The 15603-nt window shown below is 52.5% G+C and carries 15 protein-coding genes; 13 read left to right on the top strand and 2 right to left on the bottom strand.

What is annotated here, in order from left to right; translation table 11 throughout:
- Positions 1-70: 70 nt before the first annotated feature.
- Positions 71-787, bottom strand: a complete 717-nt coding sequence (gene pyrF / locus PsW64_RS02960; RefSeq protein WP_063302648.1) for an orotidine-5'-phosphate decarboxylase — start codon at positions 785-787, stop codon at positions 71-73.
- A gap of 204 nt (positions 788-991) precedes the next feature.
- Between pyrF and hisB the strand changes: the two genes are divergently transcribed.
- The 11 genes from hisB (at position 992) to PsW64_RS02905 (ending at position 8767) form a co-directional block, all read left to right on the top strand.
- A complete protein-coding gene (hisB, locus tag PsW64_RS02955; protein ID WP_063286376.1) occupies positions 992-1585 on the top strand; it encodes an imidazoleglycerol-phosphate dehydratase HisB in 594 nt (197 codons plus the stop codon).
- Positions 1586-1620: 35 nt separating this feature from the next.
- Entirely contained in the window at positions 1621-2094 is a 474-nt protein-coding gene (locus PsW64_RS02950; RefSeq protein WP_063286375.1) for a DUF2628 domain-containing protein, read from the top strand.
- Positions 2095-2107: 13 nt separating this feature from the next.
- A complete protein-coding gene (gene hisH, locus PsW64_RS02945; protein ID WP_063302647.1) occupies positions 2108-2761 on the top strand; it encodes an imidazole glycerol phosphate synthase subunit HisH in 654 nt (217 codons plus the stop codon).
- Positions 2762-2806: 45 nt separating this feature from the next.
- Positions 2807-3550: a 1-(5-phosphoribosyl)-5-[(5-phosphoribosylamino)methylideneamino]imidazole-4-carboxamide isomerase gene (hisA, locus tag PsW64_RS02940; RefSeq protein WP_063302646.1), complete on the top strand. Its 744-nt coding sequence runs from the start codon at positions 2807-2809 to the stop codon at positions 3548-3550.
- Positions 3547-4326, top strand: a complete 780-nt coding sequence (gene hisF, locus PsW64_RS02935) for an imidazole glycerol phosphate synthase subunit HisF (protein WP_063302645.1) — start codon at positions 3547-3549, stop codon at positions 4324-4326. The genes hisA and hisF overlap by 4 nt, the downstream gene beginning before the upstream one ends.
- A 54-nt stretch (positions 4327-4380) precedes the next feature.
- Positions 4381-4704: a phosphoribosyl-ATP diphosphatase gene (locus PsW64_RS02930; protein WP_057463034.1), complete on the top strand. Its 324-nt coding sequence runs from the start codon at positions 4381-4383 to the stop codon at positions 4702-4704.
- A gap of 54 nt (positions 4705-4758) precedes the next feature.
- Positions 4759-5724: a type I pantothenate kinase gene (coaA, locus tag PsW64_RS02925; RefSeq protein ID WP_057463035.1), complete on the top strand. Its 966-nt coding sequence runs from the start codon at positions 4759-4761 to the stop codon at positions 5722-5724.
- Positions 5725-6049: 325 nt separating this feature from the next.
- Entirely contained in the window at positions 6050-7012 is a 963-nt protein-coding gene (locus tag PsW64_RS02920) for a hypothetical protein (RefSeq protein WP_063302644.1), read from the top strand.
- Positions 7013-7104: 92 nt separating this feature from the next.
- On the top strand, positions 7105-7884 hold the full coding sequence (locus tag PsW64_RS02915; protein ID WP_063302643.1) for a GNAT family N-acetyltransferase: 780 nt from the start codon (positions 7105-7107) through the stop codon (positions 7882-7884).
- Positions 7885-8050: 166 nt separating this feature from the next.
- Positions 8051-8308: a SemiSWEET family sugar transporter gene (locus PsW64_RS02910; protein WP_063302642.1), complete on the top strand. Its 258-nt coding sequence runs from the start codon at positions 8051-8053 to the stop codon at positions 8306-8308.
- A 153-nt stretch (positions 8309-8461) separates the two neighbouring features.
- Positions 8462-8767 (top strand): hypothetical protein, encoded by a 306-nt coding sequence (locus PsW64_RS02905; RefSeq protein ID WP_057463039.1) that lies wholly within the window; start codon positions 8462-8464, stop codon positions 8765-8767.
- Positions 8768-8843: 76 nt separating this feature from the next.
- Here the strand turns inward: PsW64_RS02905 and PsW64_RS02900 are convergent, their stop codons facing one another.
- Positions 8844-13652 (bottom strand): NAD-glutamate dehydrogenase, encoded by a 4809-nt coding sequence (locus tag PsW64_RS02900; RefSeq protein WP_063302641.1) that lies wholly within the window; start codon positions 13650-13652, stop codon positions 8844-8846.
- 357 nt (positions 13653-14009) lie between these two features.
- Here PsW64_RS02900 and argC point away from each other — a divergent pair, with 357 nt between their 5' ends.
- Both argC and leuD read left to right on the top strand, forming a co-directional pair.
- On the top strand, positions 14010-14957 hold the full coding sequence (gene argC / locus PsW64_RS02895; protein ID WP_063302640.1) for an N-acetyl-gamma-glutamyl-phosphate reductase: 948 nt from the start codon (positions 14010-14012) through the stop codon (positions 14955-14957).
- Positions 14958-14997: 40 nt separating this feature from the next.
- Positions 14998-15603 carry a 3-isopropylmalate dehydratase small subunit gene (leuD, locus tag PsW64_RS02890; protein WP_063302639.1) on the top strand — a complete coding sequence of 202 codons (606 nt, stop codon included), beginning with the start codon at positions 14998-15000 and terminating at the stop codon, positions 15601-15603.

The raw sequence follows: 15603 nt of genomic DNA, 5'->3' as shown, positions 1-15603 counted from the left end.
TTGTTCAAGAGACAAAGACAGATGAAGCAAAAAGAGCCTCTGCATGACAGAGGCTCCCTAGTTTGTGACTTTATAGAGCGCTTTCAATTTCTGCCACGACAGCTTCGGCTGCTGCGCGTGGATCTTCGGCGCGGTAGATTGGGCGGCCGATGACGAGGTAGTCGGAACCAGCTTTGATGGCGTCGTAAGGTGTCATCACACGGCGCTGATCGCCTGCATCTGCGCCTTTAGGGCGTACGCCTGGTGTCACGATGCAGAGCTTGTCGCCAACTTTGGCACGCATGGCGGCGGATTCCATTGGCGAGCAGACGATGCCACCGACGCCAGCAGCTACCGCATCAAGCGCACGCTGATCCACCAAGGTTGCTGTAGGGCCGACGTAGCCCGCGTCTTTGAGGTCTTGCTCATCCATCGAAGTGAGCACGGTGACACCCAGCAGGCAGAGGTCTTTGTTGCCGACTTCTTCCAGTGCCTTTACGGCTGCGCGCATATTTTTCGGGTAAGCGTGCACGGTCATGAACTTCATGCCCATTTTTGCAACGTTTTTCACTGCGCTGGTGATGGTGTTGTCGATATCCAGAAGCTTCACATCCAGAAAGATGGAATGCCCTTCCTTCGCCATCTCTTCAGCAAACTGAAGACCACCTGCGAACTGGAGTTGCATGCCAATTTTGTAAGTGCCGACAAGTCCTTGTGTTTGTTTGACGAGCTGGCGGGCCTCATCAACTGTTGGAACATCCAGAGGGAGGATCAGGCGATCGACTGCACTTGCTGGGCGATAAGACATGCGAGGCTCCAAATATCTGCTAGATAAACGGCTCAGTTCCTAACAGTTTGTGCCGAGAAATACCAGAGGGAGTAGCAGATCCTAGCTTTTTCATCTTTGGGTATTTTCAGCGATCCCTTAGCCTGTTAAAACGGCGCGTCTTTAAATGCTTGTGCAGGGGTTTTGCATGAGTATAAGGACTATAAACTTATCAAGGGACATCCCATGCGTCAGGCCACTATTGCCCGCGGCACAAAAGAAACGACGATCTCTGTTTCCATCAATCTGGATGGCACAGGCAAGTACGACATCAAAACCGGTGTTGGTTTCTTTGATCATATGTTGGAACAACTTTCCCGACATTCGCTCGTGGACATGACGATCCGCGCAGATGGTGACACCCATATTGACGACCACCACACCACCGAGGATGTGGGCATTGCTCTGGGACAAGCGTTTAAAGAAGCGCTTGGCGACATGAGTGGCATCACCCGCTATGCAGACACGCACCTTGCGATGGATGAAGCCCTGACCCGTGTGGCTCTGGATGTCTCCGGTCGTCCTTTCCTTGTCTGGCAGGTTGATTTCCCACGGGACAAGGTTGGCACGTTTGATACTGAGCTTTTTGAGGAGTTCTTCCGTGCGTTTGCCATGAATGCAGGTTTTACTCTGCACATTGCAAACCTTTATGGCACCAATTGCCATCATATTGCGGAAACATGCTTTAAAGCAGTTGCGCGTACTGTACGCACAGCTATCGAACCAGATCCACGTCAGAGTGGACGCGTGCCAACTACAAAAGGTCAGCTTGGCGGCTAACCTTTTCGGCCCGCAGCTCTGCTTGTTCAGGGAGAATGCAATTGGCTGTCTATTATGTCATGACCGAACCAGGGGTTTCACTTGACCACCTGAAGGACGAGGACGCACGAAACATCAAGTTCGTGAAAGACGGTTTCTCGTGGTGGGCGATGCTCTTCCCGCTGCTCTGGTCTTTGTACAACCGGATGTGGCTGGTCTTCCTCGGTTACTTGGCAGCTATCATTGCACTGGTGTTTGTAGCTGAAGCCTTTGGGTCTACCACTGGCGGCTTTATCACCGTGCTCGCCACTTTGTTTTTTGCGATGGAAGCCGGGTTCCTGAAAAGCTGGAGCCTGCGCCGCAAAAACTGGCAGACTGTCGGGTTTATCTCTGCTGCCAATCTGGATGAGGCAGAAATTCGTTTCTTCGACCGCATTTCCAAAACTAAAAGTGAAGTGCGGCTTCCACAGGGGCCAGTGGCCCCACACACCAGCGACACTGACGTCGTTGGAATGACACTCAAGCGATAACAGGAGTTTCTTCATGAGTGTGGCAATTATTGATTATGGTTCTGGCAACTTGCGCTCCGCGGCAAAGGCGTTTGAGCATGCAGCCCATAACCATCATCATGCTCATGAGGTTACGGTGACTTCTGATCCTTCAGTTGTTGCCAAGGCTGACCGTATCGTTCTGCCCGGTGTTGGTGCATTTGCAGATTGTCGCCGTGGCCTGCTGGCACTGGATGGCATGGAAGAGGCATTGGCGGAAGCTGTGCTCACCAACGGCAAGCCCTTCATGGGGATTTGCGTAGGCATGCAGTTGCTGGCGACTCGTGGGCTTGAATTTGAGAAGGCGGAAGGGCTGGACTGGATCAGTGGTGATGTCACCGCGATGAAACCAGCTAATCCTGAGCTGAAAATTCCTCACATGGGTTGGAACACCATCAACGTCATCGGCGATGAACATCCGGTGCTTGAAGGCATCAAAACCGGCGGTGATGGCCTGCACGCTTACTTCGTGCACTCCTATCACTTTGCGACCGAGAACCCTGAACACCGTTTGGCAAGCTTTGACTATGCGGGTGAGTTCACTGCGATGGTGGGACGAGACAACATGGTTGGTACGCAGTTTCACCCGGAAAAGAGCCAGAAGCTCGGTCTCTCTTTGATTTCCAATTTCCTGAGCTGGGCGCCGTAACGGCTGCCCGCTTTCAGTGACACAGACAAGTCCAAGGACAGAATTATGATTATTTTTCCAGCGATTGACCTTAAAGGTGGCCAGTGCGTTCGTTTGAAACTGGGCGACATGGATCAGGCAACCGTGTTTAACGATGATCCGGGTGCACAGGCGAAGGCGTTTCAGGACCAGGGCTTTGAATGGCTGCACGTTGTTGACCTTGATGGTGCGTTTGCCGGTGAGACTAAGAACGGCGAAGCTGTTGATGCGATCCTTGCCAACACCACCAACCCGGTTCAACTGGGCGGCGGTATCCGCAGCATGGAACACATCGACAACTGGCTGGCGAAAGGCGTTGCACGCGTCATTCTTGGTACCGTGGCTCTCCGTGACCCTGAGCTGGTGAAGGAAGCTTGCAAGAAGTACCCTGACCGCATTGCTGTTGGTATCGACGCAAAAGGTGGCAAGGTTGCTGTTGAAGGTTGGGCAGAGACTTCTGAGCTGACCGTGATTGAGCTGGCGAAGCAGTTTGAAGATGCTGGCGTTGCAGCGATCATCTACACCGACATTGACCGTGATGGTGTGCTGAAGGGCCTGAACATTGAGAGTACACTGGAGCTGGCGAATGCAGTGAGCATTCCGATTATTGCTTCCGGTGGCTTGGCAGATATCAAGGACATTGAGCGTCTGGTGCAAACAGACTGCGATATTCTTGAGGGCGCGATCTCTGGTCGTGCGTTGTATGATGGTCGTCTTGACCCTGCTGAAGCGCTTGATCTGATCAAGAAAAGCCGTGAGGGCCTCGCATGACCCTGAAGGCTCGCATTATTCCATGCCTTGATGTGAAGGATGGCCGTGTCGTGAAAGGCGTCAACTTTGTTGACCTGATTGATGCTGGCGACCCTGTTGAGGCAGCCAAAGCTTATGACGCAGCTGGTGCAGATGAGCTGACGTTCCTTGACATCACAGCCTCCAGCGACAATCGCGACACGATCTATGATGTTGTGCGACGCACTGCTGAAGCTTGCTTTATGCCAGTGACTGTTGGAGGCGGTGTGCGCACTGTTGAAGACATCCGCAAGCTGCTGATCGCCGGAGCTGACAAAGTTTCAATCAACACCGCAGCGGTGAAAAATCCTGAATTTATTCGGGAAGCAGCCCAGAAATTCGGCAGCCAATGTATTGTTGTCAGCATTGATGCTAAGCGCGTTTCTGCTGAAGGCGAAGAAGAGCGCTTTGAGATCTTCACCCATGGTGGCCGTACACCAACCGGCATTGATGCTGTTGAATTTGCGCGTAAGGCAGTGGACCTTGGCGCTGGTGAGTTGCTTGTTACATCAATGGATCGTGACGGCACGCAAGAGGGCTACAATTTGCCGCTTACCCGTGCAATTGCGGATGCTGTACATGTACCTGTGATCGCTTCCGGTGGGGTTGGAACTCTGGATCATCTGGTTGAGGGTGTTCGTGATGGACACGCGACTGCTGTGCTTGCTGCTTCAATCTTCCATTTTGGGACTTACAGCATTGAAGAAGCCAAGCAACACATGGCAGATGCTGGAATTCCTATGCGTCTGGATAAGTAAATTTCGCTCAGGTATTCAGAGTAATCCTGAAGCGGCCTCAACAAGGCTAGCCAAATGACCAATTTTACCCTTTCGGACCTAGAGGCTATTGTTGCTGCACGTGCGAACAGTGACGATGAAATGTCATATACCCGCAAACTCATTTCAAAGGGCGTTTCCAAGTGTGCACAGAAGCTTGGAGAGGAAGCCGTTGAAACTGCGATTGCAGCCGTAGAAGGTGATAGAGACGGCGTTGCTTCTGAAGCAGCTGACCTGCTTTATCATCTACTTGTTGTTATGAAGGTTTCCGATGTGTCGCTGGATGAAGTTCTAGCTAAGCTTGCAGCACGCACCGGCCAAACCGGACTGGAAGAAAAAGCGTCTCGTACGGACGACTAGTTTTCTTCCTGTCACGCGAAGTGGGAGGCACGAGGGGCCTTGAGCGCTAACGCTATGCATAAAGAAATCGCTCCAGTGCAAGAGCTGGACCTGTCCCCCTACTCTGTCTTTACAGAGACTGAATGGGCGTCTTTACGCGCAGGTACACCAATGACGTTGAGCATGCAGGAAATTGAAGACCTGCAATCGCTCAATGACTTTGTGTCTCAGGAGCAGGTGAAGAATATTTACCTGCCACTGTCTCGTCTGCTTGCCTATTACGTGGAAGCTTCCCAAAGCCTTCAGTTTGCAACGAAGCGCTTTTTGGGCATGCAGCTGACCCGAACGCCGTTCATCATTGGTATTGCGGGTTCGGTCTCTGTCGGCAAGTCAACGACGGCCCGCCTGTTGCAGGCACTGCTTTCACGCTGGCCTGCAAGCCCGAAAGTGGACCTGATCACCACTGATGGTTTTTTGTATCCCAACTCTGTTCTGGAAACAGAAGGATTGATGCGTCGGAAGGGCTTTCCTGAGAGTTATGACCGCTCTGCACTGCTCAAGTTCCTGACAGACATCAAGGGCGGAGAGCGCAAAGTTCGTGCCCCGATTTACTCTCATTTCTTCTATGATGTGATGCCGGGACAGCATGTCACAGTCGAACAGCCAGATATTTTGATCGTCGAAGGGCTGAATGTTTTGCAGACTTCGCATCAGCCAAAAGCGGCAAAGGCAGTGCCCTTTGTCTCTGATTTCTTTGACTTTTCCATCTACATTGATGCGGAAGAGCAAGTGCTGCAACGCTGGTATCTGGAGCGTTTCATGCGTCTGCGTGAGACGGCATTCCGAGATCCCGGTTCATATTTCCATAAATTTTCCACAATTTCGAATGATAAGGCGCAAGAGATCGCGAAGGACCTTTGGCAAAACATCAATCTGGAGAACCTTCGCCAGAACATCTTGCCGACGCGACCACGCGCTGATCTGATCCTGACAAAGGGAACAGACCATAGCATCGAAACCGTGGCGCTGCGCAAGATCTAAACGAGCAAACGCGCTCTTACATTGCTGTCTGACAGACTGGCACCGAGAGGCCGGCGCCAGCCTGTATTGCATGTGTTTGAGCGTTGAGTGCCTGCAGGCCTTCCCCGGAAAGCTTGCTGGAAAGTTTTGCCTGCCGGCGTGCAAGATGCCCCCGTGCAGGAGCTTGCGTCAGTAAAACGACAGCTGCGCACCATCATCAGACTGGCATGAACCACGAAGCGCGTGAGCGCCTCGACCGTTTCTTATTGCCAAGTTCCAGCAATCTCGCATGCAACGCGCGCGGGAACCGGTGCCGCTGTGCCTAAAAAAGGCTTTCGGAGGAATTATGCTACAGCTTGCAAAAGTATCCGCGTATGCAGGGTTTAGTTTTCTGGTTCTCACTACAGCAGTTGCTGCAGGGCCAAACGCTTCTTTTGGTGACCTATCTTTGTCTGAGGAGCCAGTTTCTCTGCTCTCCGGCAAAGATACTCTTCCGCAAAACAAGATGACCACTTCCGGCAACTATAATGTTGCCAAGCCAATTCTTGCTAAAGGCTGGGCGACAGCTGAAGACGGCAAGGCAGGCTCCTCTCTTCAACAAATCCTACCTGTCGGCGCACAGCTGAGCGTGCTGGACTGGGCGACTGACCCAACCAAAGGCGAGCTGGTTCGTCTGGGTGTTGACCAGCCGGACGAAGACGGCAGCATCACCGCTGACATTTACGTTTCCAAAGCAGATTTTTCGACCTACACGCTGACTGAAGTTGCCAAACTCAGCCGTGACGAAGCAGACAAGATCGCCGGTAGCGAAGAAGACAGCTACATTGGTTATGCTGGCGCTGTGCTGGCCGCAAGCTCTGGCCGTGTTCGCTCCGCTCGTCGCCGCCGCGGCATGACCTACTGCTACCGCTATGTGAAGAAGCATCTGATTTCTGAAGGTCTGGTAGACACCTACATTCCGGGTGGCTCGGCTTACATGGCGATCAAGGCTCTCCCGAAATATGGCTTCAAACGCTTGCGCGTGAGCAGCCCTGATCGTGCGCCAGATGGCTCGATCTGCGTTTATAACCGCGACAAACGCAATCGCCACGGCCACATTGAAGTGAAGAAAAGCGATACCTGCTACTGGTACGGCTACGGCTGTAGCAAGAACTCCATGTATGGACGTCGCGACTTTTACGACTGTTTTGCCAAAGGTGACATTAAGCGGAGTTTCTGGGCGTTTACGTCTTCGAGGAAAGACGAGGACGACAATGAACGCGGAAGTTCTGCTCTTGTAAGAAAGAACGATCCTTCTGAACGCCTTTAATACCTGATGATGACACCCTGACTGAAAGGTCGGGGTTTTGTCATTTTGGTGCTTTAAACTTTCCAGATCGGGACATTCCGAGGAGGCCTAAAATGCTTGCATATCTAGCTGCACTGAAATCCGCAGAGAAATCCGAAAAGGATCCCTCTCAAAACCAGAACGAACTGGGGCAGGTCGTGGGCGAAGATATGTTGGATTGGGCTCCGGCTCAGCTGCCGACAGACGAGACGATGGTCGGTCACTTTTGCAGACTGGAGCGATTGGACCCCGAAAAGCATGCGCAAGACCTGTATGAGGCGTTCAGTGTCGATACAGAAGGCCGGAACTGGACCTATCTGGATGAAGGCCCTTTTCTAGACTTTGAAAGCTTTGAGCAATACATCAAGGAGTTGGCTGCCGGGAACGACCCGTTTTCATTTGCTATCATTGAACAAGAAGGCGGGAAAGCTCTTGGTGTTGCGAGTTACATGAACATTGTGCCTGAAACTGGCAGCATCGAAGTTGGGCACATCCACTTCTCTCCCCTGCTGCAACGCAAGTGCGGCGGTACGGAAGCGATGTTCCTGATGATGCAGCGAGTGTTCGATAAATGGGGCTACCGTCGTTACGAATGGCGGTGTAATGCCTTGAACAAAGTGTCTCGTAAAGCAGCTGTGCGCCTTGGCTTCAGCTACGAGGGAACATTGCGTCAGGCATCCGTTGTCAAAGGCAAGAACCTGGATACGGCTTGGTTCTCGGTGCTTGATAGCGAATGGCCCGTTTTGCGTGCCTCCTTTGAAAAATGGCTTTCGCCTGCGAACTTCAAGGAAAATGGTGCACGCATCAAAACGCTGTCCGAACTGGTTGCACGAGAAGAGGTCCGAGTCTTTTAACGGCCTCTTAGCCGACCTAATGATGATGAAGCCTCGGTGCGCCCGAGGCTTTTTTTGTGCGAAGACCTGCCGCACATGCACCTATTACGCTAGATTTCCTGTTGTGCTACTCTGTTTTCACCTACCCAAGCTTTTCTTATCTCACATTACAAATGCGATTATCACTATGCTCGTTTACGCAGATTACATCGGCTATCTCGCTGCCATTATTGGCACCTTGTGCTGGCTTCCGCAGACCGTGAAAACGTGGCGGTCTCGCGAAACAAAAGACCTCTCCCTTGCTGCAAACCTTCTTGTGCTGAGCACTGTGGTGCTCTGGTTTGTCTATGGCATCATGATGGAGGCCTGGCCGCTTGTTATTGGCAATATCATCTCCATTATCGCGGTTGGTGCGATTGTGACTGCCAAGCTGATCTATAAATGAGGTCGCGCACAGAATGTGTCGGATTTGAATAGATAGAGGCCCACAGCATTAAGCTCAGGTTCAGCACACCTTTCGGGACGTAATAGACAGAGACGCTGGTTTAAATTCATATCTATGGGGAGGATATGTTTTGACACGTGAGAAGGAACCAGCATGTTCGACCTCAATAAAAACAATAAGAACGCCGCCGCCCAACAAGAACTCAAAGCGCAGTTGGAAGCGCTCCGTTCAAAGTCAGGAACCAAGGTCGAAGAAGAGCGCATCGAAGGTGTAGACAAGAGCGTACTTGATCGTGCTGCCGCCCCTCGCGAAGTGCAGCTGACCCATGACATTGCTGCAGCGCGTGAGAAGTACCGCGCTGCCTCCAGCGACGAGGACAAGAAGGCCGCGATGAAGCATATCTCCGACCTTGAAATGCGACTGGCGATGGAAAAAGAGAAGAACGCCAAGAACAGATAATTCTGATCTCAGGCAAAGAAAAACCCCGGTGCAGGGTGCTGCACCGGGGTTTTGTTTTTTGTACTGTTTACAGAGCTTAGTTTGCAAGCTCTGCCAGCATGCCAGCTGCCACAGAGAACTTGGAAACCGACAGGTTCTTCTCCAGAATCTCGTTGGTTGCCTGCTGTGTTCTTTCAGCTTTACCGCCATTACGTTCCAGCCAACCATCAAAGCCTTTTTCATCCGCAAGGGCTTGAGCAGCCAGATCACGCAGAGCATTTGCCAGGATGGAGCGGGAACGGTCGAGTGCCAATCCGTCGTAGTAATCACGAATGACAAACTCACGAGCCAGTTCTTCAATCGCACCAAACTTGAAGTGCTCGGCCACGCGGAAGTAGGAGGCTGCAACTTCATCCACGTCACGGTTGGCTTTTTCAGAGACCAGAACGATATCCGGGATCACCATTTCGCCGATGAGACGGGCGATACGAGCCGCGATCATGATTGGAACACCAGCTTCCACCAGACGATCTGTTTCCGCTTTGAGCGTTGCTGCCCGTTCTTCGGAAAGGAATGTTTCCAGACGTGGAGACAGACGCTTGACGGTATCGCGGAAGCGGTTGATCGCTGCTTCCAAACCGTCTTCGAAGGAGACGTTGCGCAGGAACCAGATCACCATACCCAGCACCAAATCCTGAACCAGAGTATAGAGCTCTAGCTGCAAATCACCGGAGATGGTGTTGTCGAGACGGTCGATCTCTTCGTTCAGCTGGGTCAGCCCAAAGGCATCACGCACCACAGCGAAGGCACGGGCTACATCAGCGACAGACGCGCCGGTCTGATCGATGATGCGGGTCAGGAATGCGGGACCACCCCGGTTGATGATGGAGTTCGCCAGCATTGTTGCGATGATTTCGCGACGCAGACGGTGTCCTTCAATTTCCTGAGTGTAGGTCTCTGCCATCTGTTTCGGGAAGTAGCGGTACAGCTCTTTCGCGAGGTAGGCATCATCAGGAACGGAGCTGTCCAGCAACTCATCATGGAGCGTGAGTTTAGCATATGCCAGCAGCACGCCCAGTTCTGGACGAGACAGGTGGTGACCTGCTTTTTCACGTTCTTCAATGGTCACATCATCTGGCAGATCTTCAACAACACGATCCAGCAGATCCTGAGATTCGAGCTGACGCATCATGCGGACCTGATAGCCCAAATCTTCAAGACCACGACGATCACAGAGTGAGATTGCCAGAGTTTGCAGGTAGTTGTTACGCAGCACCAGCTGAGCAACTTCGTCTGTCATATCCGCCAGCAGAACGTTGCGGTCCGGAGTGGTCAGTGTACCCTTCTTAACTGCAGCGCCCAGCGCAATCTTGATGTTCACTTCCATATCGGAGGAGTTCACACCAGCAGAGTTATCAATCGCATCGGAGTTACAGCGACCACCGGCACGAGAGAACTCGATACGAGCTTTCTGAGTGATGCCGAGGTTTGCACCTTCACCGATGACTTTCGAACCGACTTCAGCTGCTGTGATACGGATTGCGTCGTTGCCGCGATCGCCCACATCGCTGTTGTTTTCATCAGAAGCACGGATGTATGTGCCGATACCACCGAACCACAGCAGGTCTGCCTGCATCTTCAGGATAGCGGTCATGACTTCCTGAGGAGATGCTTTCGACTTGTTGAGGCCGAGCATCTTCTGAACCTGAATGGTCAGAGGAATAGACTTGGAAGAACGTGGGTAGATGCCGCCGCCTTCTGAGAGCAGTTCCTTGTTGTAGTCCTGCCAGGACGAACGCCCCAGATCGAACATACGCTTGCGTTCTTCCCAGGTCACAGCTGGATCCGGGTTCGGGTCAAGGAAGATATCGCGGTGATCGAAGGCAGCAACGAGTTTGGTTGCCTTTGAAAGCAGCATACCATTGCCGAACACGTCTCCAGACATGTCACCAACACCACATGCGGTGAATGGCTCTTTCTGGATGTCACGGTCCATTTCGCGGAAGTGACGTTTCACAGCTTCCCAACCGCCGCGTGCGGTGATGCCCATCTTCTTATGGTCATATCCAGCGGAGCCGCCGGACGCAAATGCATCGCCCAGCCAGAAGCCTTTGCTTTCTGAGATCGCGTTTGCGGTGTCTGAGAAAGTCGCGGTGCCTTTATCAGCTGCCACAACGAGGTATGGGTCGTCCTGATCGTGACGAACAACCAGCTCTGGTGGCAGGATGAGGTCAGCGTCCAGGTTATCTGTCAGATCCAGCAGGGAGGAGATGAAGATCTTGTAGGCTTCAGTTCCTTCCGCAATCCACTCGTCACGGCTGCCTGTTTTTGGAAGCTGTTTCGGCAGGAAACCACCTTTTGAGCCAACAGGAACAATCACAGCGTTTTTGACCTGCTGTGCTTTCACAAGGCCCAGCACTTCTGTACGGTAATCCTGAGCACGGTCTGACCAACGCAGGCCACCACGAGCAGCCGGACCAAAGCGCATGTGCACGCCTTCAACGCGTGGGCTGTACACAAAGATCTCGCGGTACGGCAGCGGCTTTGGCAGGCCTTCCACTTTATGTGGGTCAAGTTTGAATGCGAAGGTTGGTTTTGGCTGGCCAGCATCATCCAGCTGGAAGAAGTTGGTGCGCAATGTTGCCAGGATCAGATTCTGGAAACGACGGAGAATACGGTCGTCATCCAGGCTCGTTACTTCATCAAGGCTTGCGGAAATCTCATCAATCAGACGCCCCTCCTTACCCGAACGTTCAAACGTTCCGAGTGTAGGATCGAAGCGTGTATGGAACAGGTGAACGAGCTGCTGAGCGATCTGTGGATAGCGGTTAAGAGTTCCCCACATATAATCTTCAGAATAGAGGATTCCAGCCTGACGCAAGTAGCGGGAGAGTGCGCGGATCATAGCGATGTCGCGCCATGCCAATCCTGCTGTCAGTGCAAGGGCGTTATAACCGTCGTTTTCAGCCTGTTTGTTCCAGACTGCCAGGAACAATGCACCGAGTCGTTCAATATCGGCTTCTGTGAAGTTGCGGAAGCGATTTTCGTCCAGATGCAGCGTGGTGTCGTGCAGATAACTAAGTTCGCGATCTGACGGCGTAATCCGATAGGTTCTCTCGTTGATGACGCGGAACCCGAGATTTTCGAGCATCGGCACACGAGCGGACAATGGAATCGGTTTGTTGAGGTGGTAGGCACGCAGAGAAATCTGGCCCTTACCTTCACGCTCGCGCTTGTAGAAGCTGATGACAAGCGGGCGCTTCTCACCCAGCTGTTCAACGCGGCGAATATCCTTGGTCGCGGTCACCGCTGGTGTCGCGGAGGTGTATTCACCATCAAACGCAGAGCCATACCGCTTCAGCAGTGCGCCAGAGATGGCGTTGCCATAGACTGAGCGGAGCGCTTCTCGCAGGCTGTCTGTCCAGGTACGGACAATGACCTGAATGGAGGCTTCCAGCTCTGCCTGAGACGGCTGAGGCGTATCGCCGATATAACGGCCAACAATATAATGGACGCGGACGAGAGGTCCTTCAGGGAATGTTGCGTACCAAGCTGACAGACGGCCTTCGTAGACATTTGCCAGATACTTACCAACCCGCTCACGAATGCTCGTGGTGAAATGATCACGCGGGATGTACGTGATGATCGATACGAAACGATCGAACTTGTCGGTTCTGGACAGAACACGGACACGTGGGCGCTCGTTGAGTTGAAGAATCGCATCTGCAAAGTTGGAGAGGGTTTCAACATCAATCTGGAACAGATCATCACGCGGATAACCTTCCAAGATGTTGCGAAGTGCACGACCGCTGTGGCTTTCCGGATCAAAGCCGTGCTTCTTCATTACTTTCGCGGTCTTATGGCGAATGTAAGGAATAGAGCTGGTTGAGCGGGTGTACGCTGTTGCGGTGAAGAGACCGACAACGCGCAGTTCACCACGAAGCTTGCCTTCATCATCAAACAGCTTCACGCCAACATAGTCCATGTGAACATGACGGTGGACGCGGCTGCGGATGTTGGCTTTACCGATGATCAGTGGTTCCGGCTTCAGCAGGAACTCTCTGATTTCCGGCGTCATAACAACGAATTCAGAGCCCTTGCGGAGCACCCGAACCTTCGGATCGGTCAGAATGCCGAGACCTGAACCTTCGATCAGAGAGAGTTCGCTGTTTTCGCTGGTGTCATCAAAAATGAATTCGCGAATCCCCAAGAGGGTGAAATTATCAGCCGCCATCCACTCAAGGAAGGCGATTGCTTCGTCAAACTGCTTGTTGTCTGCCTTTGCGCGAACCTGCTGGTATTCTTCAACCGCCAGCTGGATTCTATCGCGCATTGGGCGCCAGTCTTGCACGGCCTGACGGACGTCATTGAGAACAAGGTCAAGAGTCTCTTCGAGTTTCTTGATGTCCTCATCAGAATTCAAACGTGTAAGGTGGATGTGGATGAGACTTTCGCGGCGAACAGATGGTCCTCCAAGACCAACAGTGCCGTGGAACTTTTGCAGGCCGCCATCATCATCACGCTCTACGATGAAGAGCGGGTGCAGTACGAGGCGTACTTCGTAGCCGGCTGTCTGGATTGCCCCCATCGCGGAGGAAACGAGGAAGGCCATGTTATCGTTGACGATTTCAACGATGGTAATGTCTTCGAGTTGCTTGCCGTCAGCGTTTGGCTGCGGATTGAACACACGAATACGATGGGTCCCCAGCGGGTGATTTGCGAAATCAGCCCAGGCTTCCTGCGATACGACCGCAAGCTCTGATGGGGTATAGTTCAGGAGATCTTCTGCATCGGCGTGAGAGAAGAGGTCTTCAGCAAACCTTGCTTCGTCTTCGTTATCGTCAATTAGCAGTGCACAGGTATCGGCAATAAGCCCAGCTTTAGCCTCGGCTGTCGTTACAGACATTCAGGCGTTCCTCATCCAACATTATAGTCGGCACAGGCTGCGCGAACATGCCACATGGACGCGGCCTATGCCTTTGAAACCTATTAAGGTGCATTTACTCAATATTTCAATGCGAAACGCGACAAGAATCCCGCAAAAACATCGTTTTCAGTAGAATGTGTTCGGATGTGAGCGACATACGGGAATTCTTGTAATATTCGAAAAGCCCTTCTTGTGAACCTGAAGTTGCTTGAGCCCCCCTCAACTGCCAATTGAGGACAGAGGCCTAAAAAAACACGCCCTATTCTGTGACAATGGGTGATGGACGTTGTACAACCCCTGAACCTAATTCCAACTACAAGCTCCAAGGAGTCGAAAATGTCAGTGCGCGTGTTCATTGATGGAGAAGCCGGAACGACGGGTCTGCAGATCCGCGAGCGTCTGGCCGGGCGCCGTGACATTGAGATCCTCAGCATCGCTCCGGAGCGCCGCAAGGAGCTGGCAGCTCGTGCAGAACTATTGAACTCTTCTGATGTTGCGATCCTGTGCCTGCCGGATGCAGCTGCACTGGAAAGCGTGTCGCTCATCAAGAATGACAGCACCCGCGTTATTGATGCATCTTCTGCACACCGCGTTAATCCAGATTGGGCCTACGGCTTTCCTGAGATGACGAAGGATCAGGCGGAGATCATTTCCAACGCGCGGTTCGTTTCCAATCCGGGTTGTTACCCGCAAGGCGTGATCGCGACTGTGCGTCCACTGCTGGAAGCTGGGGTTATTCCGTCCACCCACGCACTCACTGTGAACGCAGTTTCCGGTTATACTGGCGGTGGCCGTCAGATGATTGAAAAGTATGAAGCCAGCGACAAGCCGTCTTCTTACTGGCCTTACGGTTTGCAGTTTGGACACAAGCATCTGCCGGAAATGCAGCTGTATGCTGACCTTGCCCATGCACCATTGTTCCAGCCAGCGGTTGGCAACTATGCGCAGGGCATGATGACATTTGTGCCGTTGCAGCTGGGACAACTGCGTAACGCACCGACAGGCAAAGACCTGCACGCTGTGCTTGATGACCATTTCTCCAGCATTGCTGGCGATGTGGAGGTCGCACCGTTTGAAAGCGTCAACGCAATTGAGGACCTGAGCCCGGAAATCTTCAACGGTACAAACAAAATGCAGCTGCACGTTTTTGCCAATGATGACCGGCACCAAGCTCTGCTGGTCGCAATCTATGACAACCTTGGCAAGGGCGCTTCCGGCGCAGCCGTCCAAAACCTGAATATTATGATGGGCCTGTACGAGAGCATTGATCTCGCTGTAGCCTAATAAAAATTAGAGAATTCCAGAGATCCGAGGAGAGTCTTCCATGGAAAAGTTTAGTACACTGACAGGCGTTGCTGCGCCGCTGCCACTGGTCAACATCGACACCGATATGATCATCCCGAAGCAGTTTCTGAAAACCATCAAGCGTTCAGGCCTTGGCACTGCACTTTTCCATGAGATGCGTACCAATGATGACGGCTCCAGAAACGAAGAGTTTGTGCTGAACAAGCCAAGCTACGAGAATGCCCAGATCCTTGTTGCTGGTGACAACTTCGGCTGCGGCTCTTCCCGTGAGCACGCGCCCTGGGCTCTGCTGGATTACGGCATTCGCTGTGTGATCTCCACCAGCTTTGCTGACATCTTCTACAACAACTGCTTTAAAAACGGCATTCTGCCGATCGTGGTGAGCCAGGAAGATCTCAACAAGCTTATGGATGATGCGTCCCGCGGCGCAAACGCTACCCTGACTGTTGATCTGGAAGAACAGGAAGTGCGCGGCCCGGATGGCGGCTCAATCAAGTTTGATTTGGACCCACACCGCAAGCATTGCCTGCTGAACGGCCTTGACGACATTGGTCAGACTTTTCAAAAGACCGACCACATCGACAGCTACGAAGACAAACTAGGACTGAGCCATCCTTGGCACTAA

This window comes from Pseudovibrio sp. W64, from assembly GCF_001623145.1.
Lineage (GTDB): Bacteria > Pseudomonadota > Alphaproteobacteria > Rhizobiales > Stappiaceae > Pseudovibrio.
This window is presented reverse-complemented; position numbering and strand designations above follow the sequence as displayed.

What these genes read in the sequence shown, in the direction of transcription:
- pyrF (WP_063302648.1), bottom strand. Translation starts at nt 787, where the DNA reads ATGTCTTATCGCCCAGCAAGTGCAGTCGATCGCCTGATCCTCCCTCTG.
- hisB (WP_063286376.1), top strand. Translation starts at nt 992, where the DNA reads ATGCGTCAGGCCACTATTGCCCGCGGCACAAAAGAAACGACGATCTCT.
- PsW64_RS02950 (WP_063286375.1), top strand. Translation starts at nt 1,621, where the DNA reads ATGCAATTGGCTGTCTATTATGTCATGACCGAACCAGGGGTTTCACTT.
- hisH (WP_063302647.1), top strand. Translation starts at nt 2,108, where the DNA reads ATGAGTGTGGCAATTATTGATTATGGTTCTGGCAACTTGCGCTCCGCG.
- hisA (WP_063302646.1), top strand. Translation starts at nt 2,807, where the DNA reads ATGATTATTTTTCCAGCGATTGACCTTAAAGGTGGCCAGTGCGTTCGT.
- hisF (WP_063302645.1), top strand. Translation starts at nt 3,547, where the DNA reads ATGACCCTGAAGGCTCGCATTATTCCATGCCTTGATGTGAAGGATGGC.
- PsW64_RS02930 (WP_057463034.1), top strand. Translation starts at nt 4,381, where the DNA reads ATGACCAATTTTACCCTTTCGGACCTAGAGGCTATTGTTGCTGCACGT.
- coaA (WP_057463035.1), top strand. Translation starts at nt 4,759, where the DNA reads ATGCATAAAGAAATCGCTCCAGTGCAAGAGCTGGACCTGTCCCCCTAC.
- PsW64_RS02920 (WP_063302644.1), top strand. Translation starts at nt 6,050, where the DNA reads ATGCTACAGCTTGCAAAAGTATCCGCGTATGCAGGGTTTAGTTTTCTG.
- PsW64_RS02915 (WP_063302643.1), top strand. Translation starts at nt 7,105, where the DNA reads ATGCTTGCATATCTAGCTGCACTGAAATCCGCAGAGAAATCCGAAAAG.
- PsW64_RS02910 (WP_063302642.1), top strand. Translation starts at nt 8,051, where the DNA reads ATGCTCGTTTACGCAGATTACATCGGCTATCTCGCTGCCATTATTGGC.
- PsW64_RS02905 (WP_057463039.1), top strand. Translation starts at nt 8,462, where the DNA reads ATGTTCGACCTCAATAAAAACAATAAGAACGCCGCCGCCCAACAAGAA.
- PsW64_RS02900 (WP_063302641.1), bottom strand. Translation starts at nt 13,652, where the DNA reads ATGTCTGTAACGACAGCCGAGGCTAAAGCTGGGCTTATTGCCGATACC.
- argC (WP_063302640.1), top strand. Translation starts at nt 14,010, where the DNA reads ATGTCAGTGCGCGTGTTCATTGATGGAGAAGCCGGAACGACGGGTCTG.
- leuD (WP_063302639.1), top strand. Translation starts at nt 14,998, where the DNA reads ATGGAAAAGTTTAGTACACTGACAGGCGTTGCTGCGCCGCTGCCACTG.